Source organism: Saccharibacillus sp. CPCC 101409, assembly GCF_030518235.1.
Lineage (GTDB): Bacteria > Bacillota > Bacilli > Paenibacillales > Paenibacillaceae > Saccharibacillus.
Genome location: NZ_JAULSA010000002.1, coordinates 24,042 through 44,648, shown reverse-complemented (window position 1 = coordinate 44,648; position 20,607 = coordinate 24,042). Strand labels below are relative to the sequence as shown.

At 58.8% G+C, this 20,607-nt stretch carries 17 protein-coding genes; 1 reads left to right on the top strand and 16 read right to left on the bottom strand.

Annotated features, from left to right (window positions below):
* Positions 1-42: 42 nt before the first annotated feature.
* The 3 genes from QWJ34_RS04495 to QWJ34_RS04485 form a co-directional block, all read right to left on the bottom strand.
* Positions 43-549 carry a type 1 glutamine amidotransferase domain-containing protein gene (locus tag QWJ34_RS04495; protein WP_302725881.1) on the bottom strand — a complete coding sequence of 169 codons (507 nt, stop codon included), beginning with the start codon at positions 547-549 and terminating at the stop codon, positions 43-45.
* Between the two features lie 240 nt (positions 550-789).
* On the bottom strand, positions 790-1,233 hold the full coding sequence (gene dtd, locus QWJ34_RS04490) for a D-aminoacyl-tRNA deacylase (protein ID WP_302725880.1): 444 nt from the start codon (positions 1,231-1,233) through the stop codon (positions 790-792).
* A gap of 15 nt (positions 1,234-1,248) precedes the next feature.
* Positions 1,249-3,438, bottom strand: a complete 2,190-nt coding sequence (locus tag QWJ34_RS04485) for a RelA/SpoT family protein (RefSeq protein ID WP_302725879.1) — start codon at positions 3,436-3,438, stop codon at positions 1,249-1,251.
* Positions 3,439-3,847: 409 nt separating this feature from the next.
* Here QWJ34_RS04485 and uraA point away from each other — a divergent pair, with 409 nt between their 5' ends.
* Positions 3,848-5,167, top strand: coding sequence for a uracil permease (gene uraA / locus QWJ34_RS04480; RefSeq protein WP_302725878.1), 1,320 nt, complete (start codon positions 3,848-3,850; stop codon positions 5,165-5,167).
* 203 nt (positions 5,168-5,370) lie between these two features.
* Here uraA and QWJ34_RS04475 read toward each other — a convergent pair whose 3' ends face one another.
* From QWJ34_RS04475 to QWJ34_RS04415, 13 genes are all read right to left on the bottom strand, one after another.
* The gene (locus QWJ34_RS04475) at positions 5,371-6,600 is read right to left on the bottom strand and encodes a cation:proton antiporter (protein WP_302725877.1); all 1,230 of its coding nucleotides are present in this window, start codon (positions 6,598-6,600) and stop codon (positions 5,371-5,373) included.
* Positions 6,600-7,097, bottom strand: a complete 498-nt coding sequence (locus QWJ34_RS04470; protein ID WP_302725876.1) for a cation:proton antiporter regulatory subunit — start codon at positions 7,095-7,097, stop codon at positions 6,600-6,602. Before QWJ34_RS04470 ends, QWJ34_RS04475 begins: the two co-directional genes overlap by 1 nt.
* 264 nt (positions 7,098-7,361) lie before the next feature.
* On the bottom strand, positions 7,362-7,874 hold the full coding sequence (locus QWJ34_RS04465) for an adenine phosphoribosyltransferase (RefSeq protein ID WP_302725875.1): 513 nt from the start codon (positions 7,872-7,874) through the stop codon (positions 7,362-7,364).
* A 63-nt stretch (positions 7,875-7,937) separates the two neighbouring features.
* Positions 7,938-10,370, bottom strand: a complete 2,433-nt coding sequence (recJ, locus tag QWJ34_RS04460; protein ID WP_302725874.1) for a single-stranded-DNA-specific exonuclease RecJ — start codon at positions 10,368-10,370, stop codon at positions 7,938-7,940.
* Between the two features lie 81 nt (positions 10,371-10,451).
* Positions 10,452-11,360 (bottom strand): cation diffusion facilitator family transporter, encoded by a 909-nt coding sequence (locus QWJ34_RS04455; RefSeq protein WP_302725873.1) that lies wholly within the window; start codon positions 11,358-11,360, stop codon positions 10,452-10,454.
* 123 nt (positions 11,361-11,483) lie between these two features.
* Positions 11,484-12,413, bottom strand: coding sequence for a protein translocase subunit SecF (gene secF, locus QWJ34_RS04450; protein ID WP_302725872.1), 930 nt, complete (start codon positions 12,411-12,413; stop codon positions 11,484-11,486).
* Positions 12,403-13,788: a protein translocase subunit SecD gene (gene secD / locus QWJ34_RS04445; protein WP_302725871.1), complete on the bottom strand. Its 1,386-nt coding sequence runs from the start codon at positions 13,786-13,788 to the stop codon at positions 12,403-12,405. The genes secF and secD overlap by 11 nt, the downstream gene beginning before the upstream one ends.
* Positions 13,789-13,885: 97 nt before the next feature.
* Entirely contained in the window at positions 13,886-14,173 is a 288-nt protein-coding gene (locus tag QWJ34_RS04440; RefSeq protein ID WP_302725870.1) for a post-transcriptional regulator, read from the bottom strand.
* Between the two features lie 127 nt (positions 14,174-14,300).
* Positions 14,301-15,611, bottom strand: a complete 1,311-nt coding sequence (locus tag QWJ34_RS04435; protein ID WP_302725869.1) for an ArsB/NhaD family transporter — start codon at positions 15,609-15,611, stop codon at positions 14,301-14,303.
* A 207-nt stretch (positions 15,612-15,818) separates the two neighbouring features.
* Positions 15,819-16,148, bottom strand: coding sequence for a preprotein translocase subunit YajC (gene yajC / locus QWJ34_RS04430; RefSeq protein WP_302725868.1), 330 nt, complete (start codon positions 16,146-16,148; stop codon positions 15,819-15,821).
* A gap of 69 nt (positions 16,149-16,217) precedes the next feature.
* Positions 16,218-17,357 carry a tRNA guanosine(34) transglycosylase Tgt gene (gene tgt, locus QWJ34_RS04425; RefSeq protein ID WP_302725867.1) on the bottom strand — a complete coding sequence of 380 codons (1,140 nt, stop codon included), beginning with the start codon at positions 17,355-17,357 and terminating at the stop codon, positions 16,218-16,220.
* A gap of 68 nt (positions 17,358-17,425) precedes the next feature.
* Positions 17,426-18,460, bottom strand: a complete 1,035-nt coding sequence (gene queA / locus QWJ34_RS04420; protein ID WP_302725866.1) for a tRNA preQ1(34) S-adenosylmethionine ribosyltransferase-isomerase QueA — start codon at positions 18,458-18,460, stop codon at positions 17,426-17,428.
* Positions 18,461-18,467: 7 nt separating this feature from the next.
* Positions 18,468-20,582: a SpoIID/LytB domain-containing protein gene (locus QWJ34_RS04415; RefSeq protein WP_302725865.1), complete on the bottom strand. Its 2,115-nt coding sequence runs from the start codon at positions 20,580-20,582 to the stop codon at positions 18,468-18,470.
* Positions 20,583-20,607: the final 25 nt, after the last annotated feature.

Here is a 20,607-nt window from a genome sequence, read left to right as displayed (position 1 = left end):
GGAAGCAGATTCGGCAGTAAGCAAAACCGGGGAAACCCGGCTTTACAGCGCCTTCAGAATTTCGCGGACGAATGCCGGCTCGTCGTCCGGGGTACGGGACGTGATAAAGTTGCCGTCCACCACCGCTTCTTCGTCTTTGAACTGCGCGCCCGCGTTAACCATGTCGTCCTGCAGCGGCGGGTACGACGTAATCGTGCGCCCTTTGAGCAGATCGGCGCTGGCCAGGATTTGCGGACCGTGGCAGATTGCCGCGATCGGCTTCTTGGCGGCGTTGATGTCTTTGACAAACTGGAGTACCTGTTCGTCGAGGCGCAGGTTTTCCGGCGAAGAACCGCCCGGAATCACGACGGCGTCGTAGTCCGATGCTTGAACGTCGGAGATCGCTTTGTCCGTCGTATACTCTTCTTTACCCAGTTTTCCTTTTACCGTCTCGCCCGCTTTCAGGCCGATGATGTCGGCCGTATGGCCGGCTTTTTGCAGTTCATCGTAAGGAACCTGCATTTCGGAATCTTCGAACTCATTCGCAAGCAAAAAAGCGACTTTACTCATGATGTCATAACTCCTCTCGGGATGATCCGGTATCCGGATTCATAAAAATCAATCTCATCCGTTCTCGCTTTCTTATTACCCTGACCTCTCCGACTTCTAACACTATCCTTCAAAAGAAGACGCAAAAGAAAAAACCGCCCCGGCGCCGCCCGGAAGGCGGCGGCCGAAGCGGCCTCTACTGTTGTTTCTTTGCTTGTTCGCCGGACGGCAAACCGCGTTTTCGGCTTCCGGAGCGAAGCGCTACTCGCCGCTTTCGACGATCAGCGTCACCGGACCCCAGTTAACGAGCGAGACGTCCATCATGGCGCCGAACACGCCCGTCTCCACGGTCAATCCGCGTGCGCGCAGCGCTTTGTTAAACGCTTCGTACAGCGCCAGCGCCGGCTCCGGCCGCGCCGCGGCCGTAAAGCTGGGACGCCGGCCTTTGCGGGTGTCCCCGTACAGCGTGAACTGCGATACGGACAGCACCTTTCCGCCGATATCCTCGACGCTGCGGTTCATTTTGCCGGCCTCGTCTTCGAAGATGCGCAGTCCGGCCGCTTTGTCGGCCAGGTACAGCGCGTCTTTCTCCGTATCGCTCTGCGTAACGCCGACCAGAATGACCAATCCTTCGTCGATGCGGCCCACGACCGAACCGTCCACGCTGACCGACGCCTGCTTGCAGCGCTGAATCACAAGTTTCATGAAAAGCCGACTCCTTTACTGCATGATCCGGTGCACCGTGTAAACGTCGCGCACCCGCTTGATGCGTTCCACCACCGACTGCAAATGCTCGGTGTTGCGGATCAGGATCGTGATATGCACAAGCGCCATTTTATTTTTGTCCGCGCGTCCCGAGACGGCGGTCATATTCGTTTTGCTTTCCGATACGGCCTGCAGCACTTCGTTCAGGAAATCCCGGCGGTCGAGTCCGGTAATCTCGATATCGACGCTGTAGTTCGATTCCACCGCGTCTTCCCATTCGACCTCGATCACGCGAGCGGCTTCTTCGCCGTCGCCTTCTCCCGGGATGTTTGTACAGTCCGAGCGGTGCACGGATACGCCGCGCCCCCGTGTAATATAACCGACGATATCGTCGCCCGGAACCGGGTTGCAGCAGCGGGCGAAACGGACGAGCAGATTGCTCGCGCCTTTGACTTTGACCCCGTTGGTCGGACGTTTCTTTTCTTTGTCCGGCGGAGCCGCTTTGACTTCGCGCACTTCGTGCGTTAATTCGAGATGGTTGGTCTCTTCCTGCTCGCGGCGCCACTTCTCCGTTAACCGGGTAACAACCTGCGAAGCGGTAATGCCGTTGAACCCGATCGCCGACAGCATGTCTTCGAAATCGTTGAACGCGAATTTGTTGGCGACTTCGAGCAGCTTGTCGTCGGTCAGCCACTCGGATACTTCGAGACCGAGCTTTTTGATCTCCCGTTCCAGTCCTTCTCGACCTTTTTCGACATTCTCTTCGCGGCGTTCTTTTTTGAACCACTGCTTGATCTTGCTGCGGGCGTGCGACGATTGGGCGATCTTCACCCAGTCCTGGCTCGGTCCGTACGAATGTTTGGAGGTCAGAATCTCCACGATATCGCCGGTTTTCAGCTTGTGGTCGAGCGGAACGATCCGGCCGTTGACTTTGGACCCGATCGTCCGGTTGCCGATTTCCGTATGGATGCGGTAAGCGAAATCGAGCGGCACCGATCCGGCCGGAAGCTCGATGACCTGGCCTTTCGGCGTAAAGACGAACACAAGGTCGGAAAAGAAATCCATTTTGAGCGACTCGACAAATTCCGACGCGTCTTTGGCTTCGTTTTGCAGCTCGATGATTTCTTTGAAAAACGGCATCTTGTTCTCGATCCCGCCGCCCGGCGCCACGACCGTGCCTTCTTTGTACGCCCAGTGCGCCGCGATCCCGAATTCCGCCGTGCGGTGCATGTCCCAGGTGCGGATCTGCACTTCGGTCGGCTCGCCGTTCGGTCCGACCACCGTCGTATGCAGCGACTGGTACATATTCGCTTTCGGCATCGCGATATAGTCTTTGAACCGGCCCGGCATCGGCTTCCACAGCGTATGGATAATGCCCAGGGTGGCGTAACAATCTTTAACGTTTTCGACCAGGATACGGATTGCGAGCAGATCGTAGATTTCGTTGAACTGCTTGTTTTTGCTCGTCATTTTTTTATAAACGCTGTAAATATGCTTCGGCCGCCCCGAAAGGTCCGCGTCGATGCCCATTTCTTCCAGCTTCTCGCCGATCCGGACGATAACGTCGGAGATGAACTGTTCGCGTTCGGCTCTTTTTTTGTGCATCAGGTTGGCGATCCGGTAATACTGCTGGGGATTCAGGTAACGAAGAGCGATGTCTTCCATTTCCCACTTGATCGCGGAAATACCGAGGCGATCGGCGACCGGACAGAAAATTTCCAGCGTCTCGTAAGCGATCCGCCGCTGTCCTTCTTCCGACTGGTGCTTCAGCGTGCGCATATTGTGCAGGCGGTCGGCCAGCTTGATCACGATCACCCGGATATCCTGCGCCATCGCGATAAACATCTTGCGGTAGTTCTCGTTCTGCTGTTCTTCCTTGGACCGGAATTTGATCCGTTCGAGCTTGGTCAGCCCGTCGACGAGCATCGCGCAGGCTTCGCCGAAATGCTGCCGGATCTCTTCCAGCGAAACGGTGGTGTCTTCGACCACGTCGTGCAGCAGCGCGGCTTCGATCGACGTGGTGTCCATCTGCATGCCCACGACAATATCTGCAACCGCGAGCGGGTGCAGGATATACGGCTCGCCGGATTTTCGGACCTGGCCGGAATGGGCCTTATCGGCGAATTCGTAGGCTTCCCGAATGCGGGGGAGGTCCGATTCCCGGATATAAGCGGACGCCTTTTCAAGTAATCGTTCAATGCCCATTGAGTCCTTTCCGATTCCTTTCTATAAGAAAATGAAGCCTGTCCGCAAAAAGATCGCATTCAGGCCCGTCGTCATAGTTTTCCTTTCATTATGCCTTTTCGCCGAATGCGAGTCAATGCGAAGCGGCAAATTGTTCGCTTTCTTCATGAAAACATCACGCTCCATCCCGCAGTTCCGCCGGCTTTGTCCGACTCCATTTTGTTGAAATCCGAAAGATATTCTCTTTTTCCGCGAAAATGTTATTGAAAAAAAGCATAAACCTCTATAATCTAGTTAAGATGAACGAGCGCGTACGGATTTAGCGGTTACTGCCGCCCCCCCCCCGTCTTCTGCCGTCTTCCTCATCCGACTACAGCCGTCCTTCCCTGCGGGAAACGGCTCAAACCTATGTCCAAGGAGTTGAAACGACTTGCAGCGTGAAATTCAAGTCAACGAAAGGCCGGCGTTCGGACCGGGACTGCTGCTCAGTTTGCAGCACCTGTTCGCCATGTTCGGCAGCACCGTCCTTGTCCCGAATATTTTCGGCGTGGACCCCAGCGTCATCCTGCTGATGAACGGGATCGGCACCCTGCTGTACATCCTGATCTGCAAAGGCAAGATTCCGGCTTATCTCGGTTCCAGCTTCGCTTTCCTCGTTCCGGTCGGCGTCGTGCTGGGCTGGACCGGCGATCACATGGACAATTATTCCAAAGCGCTGGGCGCCTTTATCGTGATCGGCGTCGTGTTTATCGCCGTCGCCCTGCTGATCAAGATCGCCGGCACCGCCTGGATCGACTTCCTGTTCCCTCCGGTCGTCATGGGCTGCGTCGTGGCGCTGATCGGGCTTGAACTGCTGCCGACGGCGGCGGGCATGGCCGGGCTGCTCGGTACGGCCGACGCCGATACCGGCGCCGTCGTTTACAGTACGCATGCCATCTTGATCTCGATGGTCACACTGGCCGTTACGGTGCTGGGCGCCGTACTGTTCCGCGGCTTCCCGAAGATCATCCATATCCTGATCGGCATCGCCGCCGGCTATGTGCTGGCCTACTTCATGGGCGAAGTCAACACGTCCGCCGTCGCCGAAGCGAGCTTCCTGTCCGGACCGGACTTCCGGCTGCCGAGCTGGGATATCGCGGCGATTCTGACGATTCTGCCGGCCGCTCTGGTCGTCATCGTCGAGCATATCGGCCACCTGCTGGTCACGAGCAATATCGTCGGACGGGATCTGTCGAAAGATCCGGGCCTGCACCGCTCGCTGCTCGGCAACGGCGTCTCCACTATCCTGTCCGGCTTCGTCGGTTCGACGCCGAATACGACGTACGGGGAAAATATCGGCGTCATGGCGCTGACGCGCGTGTATTCGGTATTCGTAGTCGGCGGCGCCGCGGTGATCGCGATCATCCTGTCGTTCTCCGGCAAGTTCGCGTCGGCGGTCGCCAATATCCCGACGCCGGTTATGGGCGGGGTTTCGCTGCTGCTGTTCGGCGTCATCGCCGTATCCGGCCTGCGCATCTTCGTCGAGCAGAAAGTCGATTTCTCGAAATCCGTCAATATGCTGCTCGCCGCGCTGATTCTGGGCACCGGCCTCAGCGGAGCGACACTGACGCTCGGCAGCGTCCAGCTCAAAGGCATGGCGCTGGCGACGGTGGTCGGCATTCTGGTCAACCTGATCTTCCGCCTGATCGTGCTTTTCGGCTGGTCGAACGAGAAGGACGAGGCGCCGGAAGTGAAAACGCCCGACCTATAAGGGTGGGGAAAGAAAAAAGATAAACATACCAAAAGACCGCCGGCTTCTTCGGAAGAAGCACGGCGGTCTGTTTGTGCGGAACGCGCTGCGGAGCAGGGTACTGCCGCGGAGGGCGTTACATTCATGCTGCACGAGTTATTTTCCCATGATACGGAGAAGAGTCGGTCGCCATGTTATAGGAAAATAATTCATGTTGAATATCGTTATTGAAGCTTGTCGCCTCCGGTGCCGGCTTTGGGCTTGGGCTTCATCGGGATAATCTTGGTGACGAAGCGGTGCACCATCGCGGATTCCTTGGTCAGGAAAGGTCCGAGCACAGCGAGAATCAGGACGTAGATCGCGGCGAAAGGCTGGAGAATCGCCATCAGTCCGCCGGCTGCGCCCAGGTTCGCCATAATGATCGAAAACTCGCCGCGGGAAACGATGGTCAGGCCCACGTTGGACGACGCTTTCGGAGTCAGGTTAGCGGTGCGTCCGGCCAGCATGCCCGCCGTATAGTTGCCGATAATCGTCAGAATCACCGCGCCGATCGCGAGCCATACCGCATTGCCTTTGAGGCTGAGCGGATCGATGGTGAGACCGAAGCTGAAAAAGAACAGCGCGCCGAAGAAATCGCGGAACGGCAGAATCGCTTTTTCGATCCGGTGCATATGCTTGGTTTCCGCCAGGACGAGGCCCACCAGCAGCGCGCCGATCGCTTCCGCGACGTGAATCGTCTCGGAGAAGCCCGCAACCATAAACAGCATGGCGAAGACCGTGGTCAAAAAGATTTCGTTCGACGAAACGCCGAGAATCTTGTTCAGCACCGGAACCAGCAGTCGGCCGACGATCAGCACCAGCAGCATGTAGCCGAGAGCGATTCCCGCGGACAGCAGCACGCCTCCGAGCGTAGTCGCTCCGCTGAGCAGCAGACCGGACAGGATGGACAGGTACACGGCGAGGAACACGTCTTCGAACATAATGATGCCCAGAATCATTTCCGTTTCCGGATTGGCCGTCCGTTTCAGATCGACCAGCACTTTGGCGACGATCGCGCTGGACGAGATGGTTGTAATGCCGGCGATCACAAGCGTTTCCAGTACCGGGAATCCGCTGATAAAGCCGAACAGCAGGCCGAGCGTAAAGTTAATGCCGATATAGATGGAACCGCCGATCGCGATCGACTTGCCGGCTTTGGCCAGGCGTCCGACCGAGAATTCGAGTCCCAGATAGAACAGCAGGAAGATGACGCCGAGCCGTCCCATAAATTCGATCAGTTCCGCGCTGTGGATAAACCGCAGATCGACGAGCCCGAAATGCGGCGCGTGCGGCCCGACGGCCATGCCGGCGAGGATATAGAACGGAACGACGGAGAAGCGCAGCTTAGCGGACAGGAACCCGGCAAGCGCAATCAGCAGGACGGCGACTCCGACTTCGAAGACCATGTGCTCCATTACGCCTCACCTGCTTCCAGCATCCTTTTCAACGTCTGAATGTTCTGCCGTTCGCCGGCGACGACGAGCGTCATCCCTTCGGCCAGCACGTATTCCGGTCCCGGACTCACGGTCTGGTCGTGCGACGATTCGATCGACGCGATCACGACGGTTCCGGTGTTCTCGCGAATCTTGAGCTCGCCGATCGATTTCCCGACCGCTTTCATGCCTTTTTTGAGCTTGTACCACTCGATCGACAAATGATCCAGCGTATGCTCGACTTTCTCCAGCGCCGTCGGCTGGTAATTCATGCCGCCCACGATGCCGCCCAGTTGGCGCGCTTCCGTGTCGGTCAGCGTCATGACCCTCATCAAGTCCTCCGGCTCTTCCGGCGACGGGCAGAACAGCTCCCGTTTGCCGTCTTCGTGCAGGATGACGATGAAGCGGTCTCCTTCTTCCGTATCGATCAGGAACTTGCGCCCGATCCCCGGCAGGTCGGTTTCTCTAATTACGGACATCCTATCCCTCCTTAACCCTGTAAAATGCGGACCCCGTGCGGACAGCGCCAAGCCGAAAAGAGGCTCTGCCGCCGAGTCTCCCCATGCTATACGCGAGAAAAAGCGAAAGGTTTCAAAAAAGCGCGATTTTTTCGTTTTTTTATTAAAAAAGCGCTAAAAACGAGTAAAACCCGTTATTCTCTTCCGCTTGCTGCGCGGGATGGAGAATAACGGGTTTTCTCTTGGTCTTACAACGAACGGGTAAAGACTATTTTCAAAAAGAAATTAATCTTTGATCAGATTGAATACTTCGACGTTGTCGAGGCGGCTGCGTCCGTTCAGTTCTTCGAGCTCGATCAGGAACGCCGCGCCGACCACGTTGCCGCCGAGCTGGCGAACCAGATTCACGGCGGTCGCGATTGTGCCGCCGGTCGCGAGCAGATCGTCGGCGATCAGAACGTTCTGGCCTTCGGTTACGGCGTCGATATGCATCGCCAGGGTATCTTTGCCGTACTCCAGATCGTATTCCGCTTCGACGATCTTGTACGGCAGTTTGCCGCTTTTGCGGATCGGCACGAAGCCGACGCCCAGTGCGTAAGCAAGCGGAGCGCCGACGACGAAGCCGCGGGCTTCCGGTCCTGCGATCAGATCGATCTGCAGATGCTCCACCTTTTTCTTCAATGCGTCGATCGCTTCGCGGTATACCGGTCCGTTGCCCAGCAGCGTCGTGATGTCTTTAAAGCTGATGCCCGGTTTCGGAAAATCGGGAATCACCCGAATATGCTGATCAAAATCCAAATCAATCTCCTCCTAAATGTTGTTTCCCGGTTGATTCGGCAGAGAAGCGGCGGCGCGCCCTCTTTATACCGAAGATGTTAACACCGCATCGTCGCGGCCGCATTCGAGCCGGGCCGCGCGCTGCTTCAGCCACGCCCCGATCTCCGACGCTCCGCCGAGCAGCCTGCGCTCCAGCGCTTCCGCTTCCCGCAGACGCCGGTAGGATTCCGCTTCGTCCAGCGCTTTTTTGGGCGGGCTCGGATTGGCGGCGATTCCGGCTTCGCTTCGCTCGATAAAGTCCAGCTCGGCAAACACGTCCAGCATCCCGGCAATCATTCGCGGCGAGCAGCCGCTGGTCCGGCAAAGCCGCTGCACGAGCGTGCCTTCGTCCACCGGCCGCGCCGCCGAGCGGCGCAGCTCGACATAAATCGTTTTGACCAATTCGCGGTCCGGTTCGCGCAGGACGTCCGCCGGAGAATGCGGCGGATACAGCAGCACAATATTCTCCAGCGCCGAAAAAGAAGTCAGCAGACGGTCCAACTGCGCGGCGGTTTCCGGCATATCCCGAACGAACAGGGTGCGCACCGCGGACGGCTGAACGCTTTCCGTTCCTTGAATCCCGGAATCTTCATCATACAGCCAAATGGGCTGCCGCGCCAGAGTGTTTTGTGAAACTTTTAGCGTCGTTTGTCCGATCGCCACGGCAATTTCTTCCGCTGCGCAGGACAGAAAAGCTCCGGCCCGTTTGCGGAAGTCTTCGATCGTTTGGGCGGATGCTTCCGGCGTTCTGCGGTCGAACACCTGAAGCGCGGGCAGCGCCAGATCCCGCACCATCAGCTGGGGCTTGCGGCTGCCGCGCCATTCGTTAATGGACGGTTCGGCCAGCAGGTCGAGCATATCGCCTTCCGTCAGGTATTCGGCCAGGGCGCCTTTGCCGAACGCGACGGCTTCGACCGCTTGCCCGTCCTGCTCGACCACCAGTTTCAAATGAGTGCCCGTTTTGCCCATCGTTATCGCCCGCTGGAGCCGAACGTTCCGGAACACAAGCTGCGGCGACGGATTGTTCATGCCGAACGGAGCCATCCGTTCCAATTCTTCGATCACCGGAATCGGCACGTCGCTCAGCGAGCATTCCCGCTCGGCGGACGTAACGGCTACAAGATGATCGGGCGTCAGGACGCCGGCCGCGTAGTCGTTCAGCCCGGCTTCGAAGCCGGCCAGCCGTTCGCGCGAAAGGCTCATCCCGGCCGCCGACGGATGGCCGCCGAAGTGGTCCATCGTTTCGCTGACCGACAGCAGGGCTTCGTAGATATCGAAGTCCGGAATCGAGCGGGCCGAACCTTTGCACATGCCTTTCTCCGCGTCGATCCCCAGAATAACCGTCGGACGGTAGTACCGCTCCAGGATCTTGGAAGCCACGATGCCGACTACGCCGACGTTCCAGCCTTCGCCGGCCAGCACGATCACATGCGGCACTTCGCCGCTCTCCGCGATCTTGAGCTCCAGCATCGCCGTCGCTTCGTGCACGATATCCTCGACATTCTTCTGCCGCTCTTTGTTGAGCAGATCGAGCACCGAAGCCAGATGCTCCGCTTCGTCGCGATCGTCCGTAATCAGCAGCTTCACCGCGCGGTCGGCGTGATCGAGCCGCCCGCTGGCATTGATGCGCGGCGCCATCGCAAACGCGATCCCGATCGACGTCAGCTGATCGGGCCGGCTGCTGGCTGCTTCGAGCAGCTGCTGCACGCCCAGCGAAGGGTTCCGGCGCATCTCTTCGATGCCCCGGGCGACAATCAGCCGATTCTCGCCGGTCAGCGGCATCAGGTCGGCCACCGTGCCGATCGCCGCCAGCCCGAGCCATTCTTCGGGCGGCTCGCCGAGCAGGGCGTGCGCAAGCTTGAATGCGACACCCACGCCGGCGAGTCCTTTGAACGGATAGCCGCACATCGGCAGTTTGGGATTGACGAGCGCGACCGCCTCCGGCAGAATCGCCGGCGGCTCGTGGTGATCCGTTACGACCACGTCGATGCCAAGCGAAGCCGCATAAGCGATCTGCTGCACCGCGCTGATGCCGGTATCGACCGTCACGATCAGCTTGACGCCTTCCTCGGCCGCCCGGTCGATCGCATGGTTGTGCAGCCCGTAGCCTTCTTTGGAGCGATGCGGAATATACGTGCCGAAATCGGCATTCAGCCGGGTCATCAGCCGGATCATCAGCGCGGTGCTCGATACGCCGTCCGCGTCGTAATCGCCGTACACCCAGATCTTCTCGACGTTTGCCAGCGCCGTCCGGATTCGCTCCACCGCGCGGTCCATGCCGTGCAGCAGGAACGGATCGTGCAGACCGGACAGGTCCGTATCTCCGTCCAGGAACGAAGAAGCCGAATCCCGGTCTTCGAATCCACGGTTCAGGAGCATGGAAGCCAGCAGCGGCGAGATATCCAGCTGTTCGCTCAAACGTTCGACCTCGCCGGGGTCCGGATTCGATACTTTCCATTGATATTGGGAATGAAGCACACTCTCACCTGCCTTTTTTAATCGTAGAATATCGGAGTTTGGGCCAAAAATCGAACGAACGCGGATTGCTCCGCGTCCGGCTTACTGAACGATCGTCGGCTGCTCGCTGTCGGGCAGCTCTTCGTTCGATTTATAGGGATAGCCCGTGTGATAAGGCTCGATCCGGATCTTGACTTCGATAACCTGTACAAAACGGTTCATCAGCAGATCGCGCGAACGGTTCGCCACTTCTTCCGCTTCCTTGACGGTCATTCGCGGATTGACGCTGAGCACCAGATCGATCGAGACCGTTTCCGATTCCTTGGCCGCCTGCAGCTCTCGCACCTCGATTACGCCTCTTACGCGCTGCACCGTTTCCGTAAAAGGAGTCGGATCGACCGGCTGCGCTTTGCGCGCGTCGGGCGACTCTTCAAGCACGCCGAGCAGCAGCCGGATCGCTTTGATTACGGCAATGACGGCCACCAGAAACGAAGCGGCCGGCTCGGCGTACATCATTTCCGGAATATCGAAGCCGCTGCCCGCGATCGACGCCGCCATTCCCGCCGCGACAAGAAACGAAGCGTACAGCGACAGCCTGTGCTCGGCCGCATATTCCCCCGCGGCCGCGGAATCGGTCCGCTGCAAACTCCGGTAGCGCAGGATGAACAGCGCCAGGACCAGCAGGACCGCCAGGAAAAAAGCGGCAACGGCCGGGGTTCCCGGCGCCTCTTCGGGCGTGCGCAGCATTCGATGGACTCCCGCGATTGCCGCTTCCAGCGCGCCGACCAGAATCAGCACGGACAGCAGCGCTTTGGTAAGCGCGGCGCGTCCCGCCGTATGTTTCGGAGTCGACCCGCGGAAAGCGTCGGCCGCGGAATTGAGCGCGTCGGCAAGCAGCGACGGGCTGCCTCCTATGTAACCGCCGATTCCTTTGATCAAGGCGGCCGCTCCAAGGCCGAACGCTTCCGCCCGTCGCGCGGAGTTTCCGAATTGTTGTTGACGGGGCGTCATTGCGCTCCCCCTCTCTGACTCACTCTGCGCCTCCGTCCGCAGCCGGCCAAGCGGCCGCGGGCGGAAAGCGAAAAGCCGCGCCTTTTAAGAAGGACGCGGCTTCACGGCACAACCGCGAATGTGTTAATTCGTCGCTTTGGACGTTTTCGCCGCGGACGGCTTCTTCTTGCTTCTCAGCGCCAGCCACAGCGGGCTCGCGACAAAGATCGAAGAGTAGGTACCGAACAGCAGACCGATAACCATCGCCAGCGAGAACATGCGGATCGATTCGCTGCCCAGCACCAGCAGGGCGAACGCCGCGATAAATACGGTAAATACCGTGCCGAGCGAGCGGGTCATCGTCTGCGATACGCTCTTGTTGACGACATCTTCCAGATCGGCATGCGTCTGCTTCTTCGCAAACCGCAGGTTTTCCCGGATCCGGTCGAAGATCACGATCGTATCGTTGATCGAGAAACCGATAATGGTCAGGATCGCGACGATAAACGTCAAATCGACTTCAAGCCGGAAGATCGAGAATACGCTGATGACCAGAAACGCATCGTGCAGCAGCGCGACGATCGCGGACAGCGCGAAGCGCCATTCGAACCGGATCGTGACGTAGATCATGATCCCGATGCTTGCGACCGCGATTGCCAGCAGCGCGTTGCGTTCCAGCTCTTGGGCCATTTCGACGTCCACCGTGTTCACTTCGTACGAAGAAGTGGAATCGACGTCTTTGCTGAAAGCCGTTTTGAGCGTCTCGACCTGCTGATCGGTCAGCACTTCCGGGAAGCGGATATTGACCCGATTGTTGCCGGCGGTAACATTCGCGTCCGAGTCGAGTTTCGCTCCGGAGATGACTTGTTCGACCTGCGCTACGGTGACATTTTTCGAAACGGAAATATCCACTGTGGAACCGGAACGGAAGTCGACGCCGTAATTCAATCCGAAGATCGCCAGGCTGAGAATCCCGAGCAGAGTAACGATCAGGGAAAACGTATAAAAGTACTTGCTTGCTTTGACGAAATTAAAATCCCACTTGGAGCTTGCCGATTTCACTTTAGAGCTCACGGATTTCACTTCCCTTCACTCCAAAATAAGCCGGTTTCTTCAAAGAGTTCGCTTTAACGAGCAGGGAAAGCAGGTAACGCGACAGGAATACGTTCGTGATGATACTGGTCACGATATCGATCATCAGGACGAGCGCGAAGCCTCTGACCGATCCCGTGCCGAGCCAGAACATAACGGCGCCGGCGATCAGCGTTGTAATCTGGGCGTCCATAACCGTGCGGAAAGAGCTTTTGCTGCCGGCTCTGAACGAAGACATAATACTTTTCCCGCTGCGCATTTCTTCCTTGATCCGTTCATAGGTGATGATATTGGCATCCACCGCCATCCCGATCCCCAATATGAACGCCGCGATCCCCGGAAGGGTGAGCGTAATATCGGCCCATATAAAGATCAGGATAGTCCCCCATGTATGGACGATCAAACAGAAAGCGGCGACCAGTCCCGGTACCCGGTACATGAACATCATAAAGATCAGGATAATGATCGAGCCGATGATGCCCGCGCGCAGCGTCTGATCCAGCGACAGCTGGCCCAGCGTCGCGCCGACGCTCTGCGAATACTTCTCGGTCAGCTGCAAAGGCAGCGCTCCGAGGTTGATCGTATCGCGCAGGTTCTGCGCTTCGTCGCGCGTGAAATTACCGGTAATCTGCGCGGTTCCGCCGGTGATTTTCTGATTGACGTTCGGTGCAGACAGCAGTTCGTTATCCAGGAAAATGGCAAGCTGCCGTCCGACCAAACGGCCGGTAATTTCAGCAAACTTATCCGCGTTCTCGAGTTTGATCGAGATCATCGGATTGTTCAGCTGATCGTACTGTACCGAAGCGCCGTTCGGCGTAAAGTCTTCGCCGGTCAGTTCGATTTTGTCGTAACCCTTGTAAGAGTCCGCCGCAGCCGCACTGTCCGCCGCTTGATCCTTATCGGCAGCCGCGGCATCTTTGTCGGCGCCCGCAGCGTCGGTTCCGGTGCTTTCTTCCGTATCTTCGCTGTCGGCAGCGGCGCCGGTACTGTCTTGCGCGTCGGCCGCCCCCATGCTGCGGAACGTCAGCACGGCGGGTTCTTTGATTTTGTCTCGCACTTCCTTCTCGTCGGTAACGCCGGCGATTCTCAACCGGATGCGGTTGGTGCCTTCGGTCGTAATCTCCGGTTCGGCATTCCCCAGGGCGTTAACGCGTTTTTCGAGACTCTTGGCCGTCTCGTTCAGGGATTCTCGGGTGACTTCTTTTCCGCCCGTCATTGGCGACGCTTCGTAAAGGATCTCGAAGCCTCCTTTTAAATCCAGTCCCAATCGAACCGAATTCAACAGGTTAGGCGTGCTCCAGATCATAACTCCGATCGCGACGAGCACAATGACAACGAAACTGACAATTCTCTTCATGCCGTTTCTGGTTCCCCCTTTTTTCTCAATATTCCCATTATAGCGATGCCGGAAAATGGAGTCAATGAAGCAAAATTGCGCAAAAAGCAAGGCCCCCTCAAGAGTAGGGAGCCTCCTTCAGCGCCGCGAGCGTAAGGTAATTCATAAACCCGTTTACTCTCAGCGTCAAAATATCGTTTACGATCCGATGCAGCGGCGGTTCCTGGCGTCCGGCGTACTTTCCGTTCACACAGTGCCACACGTCTTCCCACGTCGCTTGTTCGTAGCCCAGATATTGAAATTCTTCGGCTTTGCCCCGGCAAAGTTCGATAACGGCTTCGGTCAGATCTTCGCCGGTCAGCTCTTCCCCGGTCGAATCCGGACCGTTCAACGTTTCTTCGGCCATGGCTCCCCCTTTCCGCGCGCTTCGCCCCGCGGCGGATTCGCGCTCGACTTCTCGCTATGGAAACTGCGTCCTTGCGGTCCGCCTTCTGTTCATTCGACGCGGCGGCGGCGATTCCTGCCGCCCCCCGCTACAAAATATGCGTATACAAATACCAGCCGCCCGCCGCCAGCGCAAGCAGGGTAAGCGGGAAAGCGACCGCCAGATAAGACAGATACGAGAAGCGGTACCCTTCCCGCTGCGCCAGCCCGGCCGCGAGCACGCCCGCCACCGATCCGGCAAGGGTTCCGCTCGAACCGATGCCGGCTCCGAGTGCCAGCGCCCACCACAGTTCGTTGAGATCGGCGGGATGAATCACTTCCATTTGCAGGCCGATCGTTTGAATCAGCGGGACCGCCGCCGCCGTCAGGGGAACCGGATCGAGCACCGCCGACAGCAGTCCCGACACGGCAAACAGCACAAGCGAGGTTCCGACTTTGTTCTCGTTCGTCAGTTCCAGCAGCCGGGCCGCGATTTCCCCGATAATTCCCGTCTCGACCAGTCCCGCGGCCAGCACGTAGAATCCGGCCAGCACGGCCAGCGTTTTGAAATCGATATGCTCGCGAATCCCGGCGGCGTCTTCGCTCGTTCGCGCATTGACGGCCAGCATCAGAACCGCCGCCGCCGCGGCGACCGCTCCGCTGGACATATGCAGCGCTTCATGCCCCAGCAGCCCCGCCGTCAGCAGGGCAAGCATGCCCAGCGAAAGCAGGGCGCGGCGACGATTGGGCAGAGCCGCTTCCAGCCGCAGCAGCTCCGCGCGCCGCTCCGCCGAAGATCGAAGTTCCTTGCGGAAGATCAGCAGAAGCAGCAGCAGGTGGACGACGAGCAGCAGCAGCGCAGGCGGCAGCAGACGGGCGATAAAGTCGCGCGTATCCATATCGGCCGCGGAACCGATCATGATGTTCGGCACACTGCCGGCAAGCGTCGTCATTCCGCCCAGATTGCAGGCGATGACGCTCATAATCAGAAACGGCACGGGGCCGGCCTTCAGCGTTCGGCCGATGTTCAGAATCAGCGGCGCGAGCAGCAGCAGCGCAGGACCGCTGCCGAGCAGCGCCGAAGCCAGCGCCGCCGTCAGCGTCAGCAGCGCCAGCATGGCACCGGCGCTCCCTCGCACCGCCCGAACGGTATGCAGCACGGCAAACTGTACGATGCCGCTGCGGTCGACGGCGGCCGCCGTGACCATCATTCCCGCCAGCAGCAGCAGAGCATTCAGGTAAATATGATGCGTCAGCGCCGCGTTCCAGTCGACGATGCCGAGCACAAGCAGCAGCAGCGCGCCGAGCCAAGCGGCCAAACCTCCGTTTATCTTTTCCGTTACGACCAGCACATAGGCGATCCCGAACACGGCTGCCGCCGTGTAAACCGGCCAAAATGCGGTATCGATTTCGGAAATCATGCATTCACTTCCTTTCGGCGTTCCCGGTTTCCTTTTACGTAACTCGTCTTCTATGTAGAGTCCCTTTTTGCCGGAACGTTGCGTCTATGCACGCAATCGGCCGAAAAAAGAAGCTGCCGGGAACGGATGAAATCCGTTCGGCGGCAGCTTGCGCGGAAGGCCGAAGCGGTCCAACTTCCGCCGGCGCTTCCTTCTTCGGTTAAAACGTTACTTCTTGCCGAGGCTCACGTCGGAACCCGAACCCGGAGTCGTCACATGACTGATCGCGCTGCGATCGAACGTCAGCTTCGTCACGTCGTTCACGCGTAGAACCGCGATATCGTTCGTGATCTCCAGGATCGTGCCGTGCAGACCGCCGATCGTGACGACTTTGTCGCCCTTCTTGAGCTGCCCCAGCATGGAATTGCGCTGCTTCTGCTTCTTCTGTTGAGGACGGATCAGCAGGAAGTAGAAGATGGCGATCATGAATACGAACGGAATGATCGTCATGATCAGGCCGCCGCCCTGTCCGGCTGTGCCGGCCGCTGTTTCGAACATCGTAAATCCCCCTTAATCGTGCGAATGCCGTACAGTTTAGGTTAAAACCGTACTAGACCCGTGGGGTTTTTAGAACCCTTTATCGTTGGCGTGCATGCCATACTGTTCGAAGAATTCGTCGCGGAAGTCCAGCAGCCGGTCTTCTTGGATCGCCTGGCGGACGCCGCGCATCAATTCGAGCAGGAAGTGGAGATTGTGATAAGTAGTCAGCCGGAGGCCGAACGTCTCGTCCGCCTTGATCAGGTGGCGAAGGTACGCACGGGAATAATTCCGGCAGGTATAGCAATCGCAGTTCGGATCGAGAGGACCGAAGTCTCTCGCGTACTGGGCATTGCGCACAACCACCCGGCCCTGGCTTGTCATCGTCGTTCCGTTACGCGCTATGCGCGTGGGCAGCACGCAGTCGAACATGTCGACTCCGCGAATGGCGCCTTCGAGCAGAGCATCCGGCGATCCCACGCCCATCAAATAACGGGGTTTGTTCGCCGGGAGCAGCGGTACCGTATACTCCAGCACTTCATACATAAGATGTTTCGGTTCTCCCACACTCAGTCCACCAATAGCATACCCCGGGAAATCCATCGAAGTCAAATCGGCCGCGCTCTGGCGGCGCAGATCTTCGTGCATGCCTCCCTGTACGATCGCGAACAGGCCCTGGTCTTCCGGACGGCCGTGGGCTTTCAGGCAGCGTTCGGCCCATCTCGACGTGCGTTCGAGCGAGCGTTTGATGTATTCGTACTCCGCCGGGTAAGGCGGGCATTCGTCGAACGCCATCATGATATCGGAGCCGAGCGCGTTCTGGATCTCCATCGCCACTTCCGGCGACAGGAACATCTTGTCCCCGTTCAGGTGCGAGCGGAAGCTCACGCCTTCTTCGGTAATCTTGCGCATCTCGGCCAGACTGAATACCTGGAAGCCGCCGCTGTCCGTCAGAATCGGACGATCCCAGTTCATGAACTTGTGCAGGCCTCCGGCTTCGCGGATAATATCGTGTCCCGGGCGCAGGAACAGGTGGTAGGTGTTGCTCAGGATGATATGCGCGTCCATTTGTTTCAGTTCTTCCGGGCTCATCGTTTTGACTGTGGCGAGCGTGCCCACCGGCATGAAAGTCGGGGTCTCGATAATGCCGTGCGGCGTATGAACGCGGCCCAGCCTCGCGCCCGACTGTTTGCAGGTCTTGATATGTTCGTATCTGATTGCGGGTGTCATCGGATCGTTCCTTTACGAGAAAATAAAAGCTTTCGGCCCGGGCGCGAACCCGGGCCGTTTAACAGATGTCAGTAAATAAACATGGCGTCGCCGAAGCTGAAAAAGCGGTACTCCCGCTCCACGGCTTCGCGATAAGCGTTCAGCACGTTTTCCCGTCCGGCGAGCGCGCTGACCAGCATGACCAGCGTCGACTTGGGCAGGTGGAAATTGGTAATCAGCGCGTCGACCACTTTGAACTCCCGGCCCGGATACAGGAAAATCTGCGTCCAGCCGCTGTCGGCGTGCAGTACGCCCTGTTCGTCCATTGTGCGCCGCGCGGCCGATTCGAGCGTCCGCGTCGAGGTGGTCCCGACCGAAACGACGCGGCCGCCCCGCTCTCGGGTGCGGTTGACCAGATCGGCCGTTTCCTGCGGAAGCACGTAATATTCTTCGTGCATCACATGCTCTTCCACATTGTCGACCGATACCGGCCGGAACGTGCCGAGCCCGACGTGAAGCGTCACAAAGCCGATATCCACGCCTTTGGCGCGCAGCTTGCCGAGCAGTTCTTCCGTAAAATGCAGCCCCGCCGTCGGCGCGGCCGCCGAACCTTCGTGCTTGGCGTATACGGTCTGGTAGCGCTCGCGGTCGTCCAGACGCTCCTTGATATAAGGAGGGAGCGGCATTTCGCCGAGCCGGTCGAGGATCTCCTGGAAGATGCCGTCGTAGCGGAATTCGATGATCCGCGCCCCCATCTCCCCTTCTTCCAGCACCGCCGCCTCAAGTTCTTCGCCGAAGCGCAGCACGGTGCCGATCTTCGCTTTCTTGCCGGGCTTGGCGAGCGCTTCCCAGCGATCGCCCTCGATATTCTTGAGCAGCAGCAGCTCGATGCGGGCTCCCGTGCCTTCTTTGATCCCGTACAGCCGGGCCGGCAGCACGCGGGTATCGTTAAGGATCAGCGTATCGCCGGGATGCAGTTTATCGAGAATATCGTAAAAATGCAAATGCCCGGTTTCGCCGGTCGTTTTGTCCAGCGTCAGGAGTCTGGAAGCCGAGCGCTCGGCGAGCGGCGTCTGGGCGATCAGCCGCTCGGGCAGTTCGAAATCGTAATCTTCTACATTCATGGAGTCGTCATTCCTTAACAAGTTCTACGTTATTGTAATAGTGCAGCAGGATGTCTTCATAACCAACACCTTCGTCCGCGAGGCCTTTCGCGCCCCACTGCGACAATCCGAGACCGTGCCCGTTGCCGCGGCCGACGAAGAAGAATCCGGTGCCCGAGGAAACCGAGGACGTGCCCGTTCCGATCGAAGACAGACTGCTCGTCAGCGCGTTCGTTTTGGTCGAAGCGCCGAATTTAAGCTGCGCGGCGCCGCTTTTGGCCGCCGTCGCCGAAGTGATTACCGTATAGGCGTCCGCCGACACGACGTCGAACAGCGTGCTCGGCAGCCCGCTCAGCGCGGAGCGGAACATATCCGGGTATTTGACGTCGATCTTCGAGCCGTTGATCTTGAGTTCGATCGCCCGGCCCGAAGGACCGCGCTGGCTGATCTGGATCGTTTGGATCGTCGACGGCAGCGCCGTCGTCGTTTTGCCTTTGAGCGAAGACAGCAGCTGCGAGGACGTATACGGTCCGCGAATCCACTCGTAAGTGCTCGACTCGCCGACCACTTCCAGCACCAGCGCCTCGTCGCCCGGATTCATCTGGGCGAGTTCCGATACGCCGCTTTGAATCTGCGGCAGCGGACGCACTTTGGTGCTTTTCGCCGTTACGGTCATCGTGCGCAGTCCGGACGTTCCGATGCCTTTGTCCTGCACGTTGTCTTCGCGCACATACCCGACCTTTCCGTTTGCCAGCGCGACATGGTACCACTTCTTCAGGTTGGCCGCGGCCGCGCTGTCGGATTCCGAAGGCACGCTGGAGAACAGATTGGCGCCGCCGCTGTTCCAGACTTCCGTCGGATCGGAGGTCACGCCGCCGGCGTTGGAAGAAAACAGGGCTTCGACGGGTTTGCCGCCCTGTTCGAGGATTTCGCCGGTCGTGGCGTCCACCGCCGCGTTGACCGTTTTGCTTTCGGAGCCGATGCCGTTGTAAGCCTGGCTCAGCGTCGAATCGACGACGTCGGCCACCTTGAATTTGGTCGCCGACTGCGTTTGAACGGTCGCGTAGCTGCGGGCCGCGACAGCCTGGGCTTTAAGCGATTCCGCCGGCCACGAAGCCGGAACTTCGGAGCCTACGACCGAATACAAATACTGTTCCATCGGCAGCTCGTTGACCAGATACAGCTGGCCGCCGTACACGCCGATCTCCAGATCGCCGCGGTACGAACGCTTCGAACGTTCTTCGACCCTGATTCCGGTCTCGGCCGTTCCGTCGACCCAGATGCGGTCGGTTTCGCCCAGCTTCAACTGAATCAGCTGCGAAGCCGTTCCGTTCGTCAGATCGCCCGAAACATCGCTGCGAAGCACGGCCGAAGCGGACGAATCCGCCGCCGCGGACAGCGCGATTCCGCTTAATTTGCCCGAAGCGGCGGCGTTCAACGCCGCCAGCGCGGAAGCGCTCGTCTCTTCGCCGACCCATACGGTGTAAGAGGCTTTGCCGGAAGCGGAGTTCGACATCGCGACGACTCCGTTCAGCCCGGCGTCCAGCACTTTTTGCAGCGCGGCCGAAGCGGCGCTCTGCGTGCCGTAAGAGCCGGCGGACAGATGAAAGCTTCCGGCGGCCGCGGGCGTCTGACTGCCGATCAGGGCTTTGACCGATGCGTTCGCCGCAACGCGGGCGGCGGCGTCGGACGCCGCTTTGTCGCTGGCGTAAGGCCCGGTGTATACCTGATATACATCTTGGCCTCCGCGGCTGATTTTATAAACCGACGGCTTGTCGGACGTCGCTTTGAGTTTGGCGGCCAGCGAAGATACCGTTTTGAGATCGGAGCTTTCCATTACTTTGACGCCGGGCCCGCTCAGGCTGAACGCGGCTTTGCCGCCGGCCGGGATCGAGAGCCATTTGACGTATCCGCTGTCGGTCTTCTGTCCGACGGCCGTCGTCGTGTCCGGCGTCAGCGTAATCGCGGAAGTCGTTTGTTTGTACGTGCTGCCCAGATTCAGAAACAGTCCTACCCGAACGGTATCCCCGGCGTCGGCGGCGTGCGCCGGCACCGCGGCCGGAAGTACCGACAGAGCGACGGCCGCCGCCATCAGCGGCTTGCTCCATTTGGCGGCCCTGCCGCTTAAGCGTTGCTTGGTCATGCTTGTTTTTCCCCCTTGCTCAGTT

Bases quoted from the DNA above. Each gene is read 5' to 3' on its own strand.
- QWJ34_RS04435 (WP_302725869.1), bottom strand. From the start codon at position 15,611: ATGATTTCCGAAATCGATACCGCATTTTGGCCGGTTTACACGGCGGCA.
- QWJ34_RS04495 (WP_302725881.1), bottom strand. From the start codon at position 549: ATGAGTAAAGTCGCTTTTTTGCTTGCGAATGAGTTCGAAGATTCCGAA.
- QWJ34_RS04470 (WP_302725876.1), bottom strand. From the start codon at position 7,097: ATGTCCGTAATTAGAGAAACCGACCTGCCGGGGATCGGGCGCAAGTTC.
- QWJ34_RS04415 (WP_302725865.1), bottom strand. From the start codon at position 20,582: ATGACCAAGCAACGCTTAAGCGGCAGGGCCGCCAAATGGAGCAAGCCG.
- queA (WP_302725866.1), bottom strand. From the start codon at position 18,460: ATGAATGTAGAAGATTACGATTTCGAACTGCCCGAGCGGCTGATCGCC.
- dtd (WP_302725880.1), bottom strand. From the start codon at position 1,233: ATGAAACTTGTGATTCAGCGCTGCAAGCAGGCGTCGGTCAGCGTGGAC.
- yajC (WP_302725868.1), bottom strand. From the start codon at position 16,148: ATGTTCGAAACAGCGGCCGGCACAGCCGGACAGGGCGGCGGCCTGATC.
- secD (WP_302725871.1), bottom strand. From the start codon at position 13,788: ATGAAGAGAATTGTCAGTTTCGTTGTCATTGTGCTCGTCGCGATCGGA.
- QWJ34_RS04475 (WP_302725877.1), bottom strand. From the start codon at position 6,600: ATGGAGCACATGGTCTTCGAAGTCGGAGTCGCCGTCCTGCTGATTGCG.
- QWJ34_RS04440 (WP_302725870.1), bottom strand. From the start codon at position 14,173: ATGGCCGAAGAAACGTTGAACGGTCCGGATTCGACCGGGGAAGAGCTG.
- QWJ34_RS04485 (WP_302725879.1), bottom strand. From the start codon at position 3,438: ATGGGCATTGAACGATTACTTGAAAAGGCGTCCGCTTATATCCGGGAA.
- tgt (WP_302725867.1), bottom strand. From the start codon at position 17,357: ATGACACCCGCAATCAGATACGAACATATCAAGACCTGCAAACAGTCG.
- QWJ34_RS04455 (WP_302725873.1), bottom strand. From the start codon at position 11,360: ATGACGCCCCGTCAACAACAATTCGGAAACTCCGCGCGACGGGCGGAA.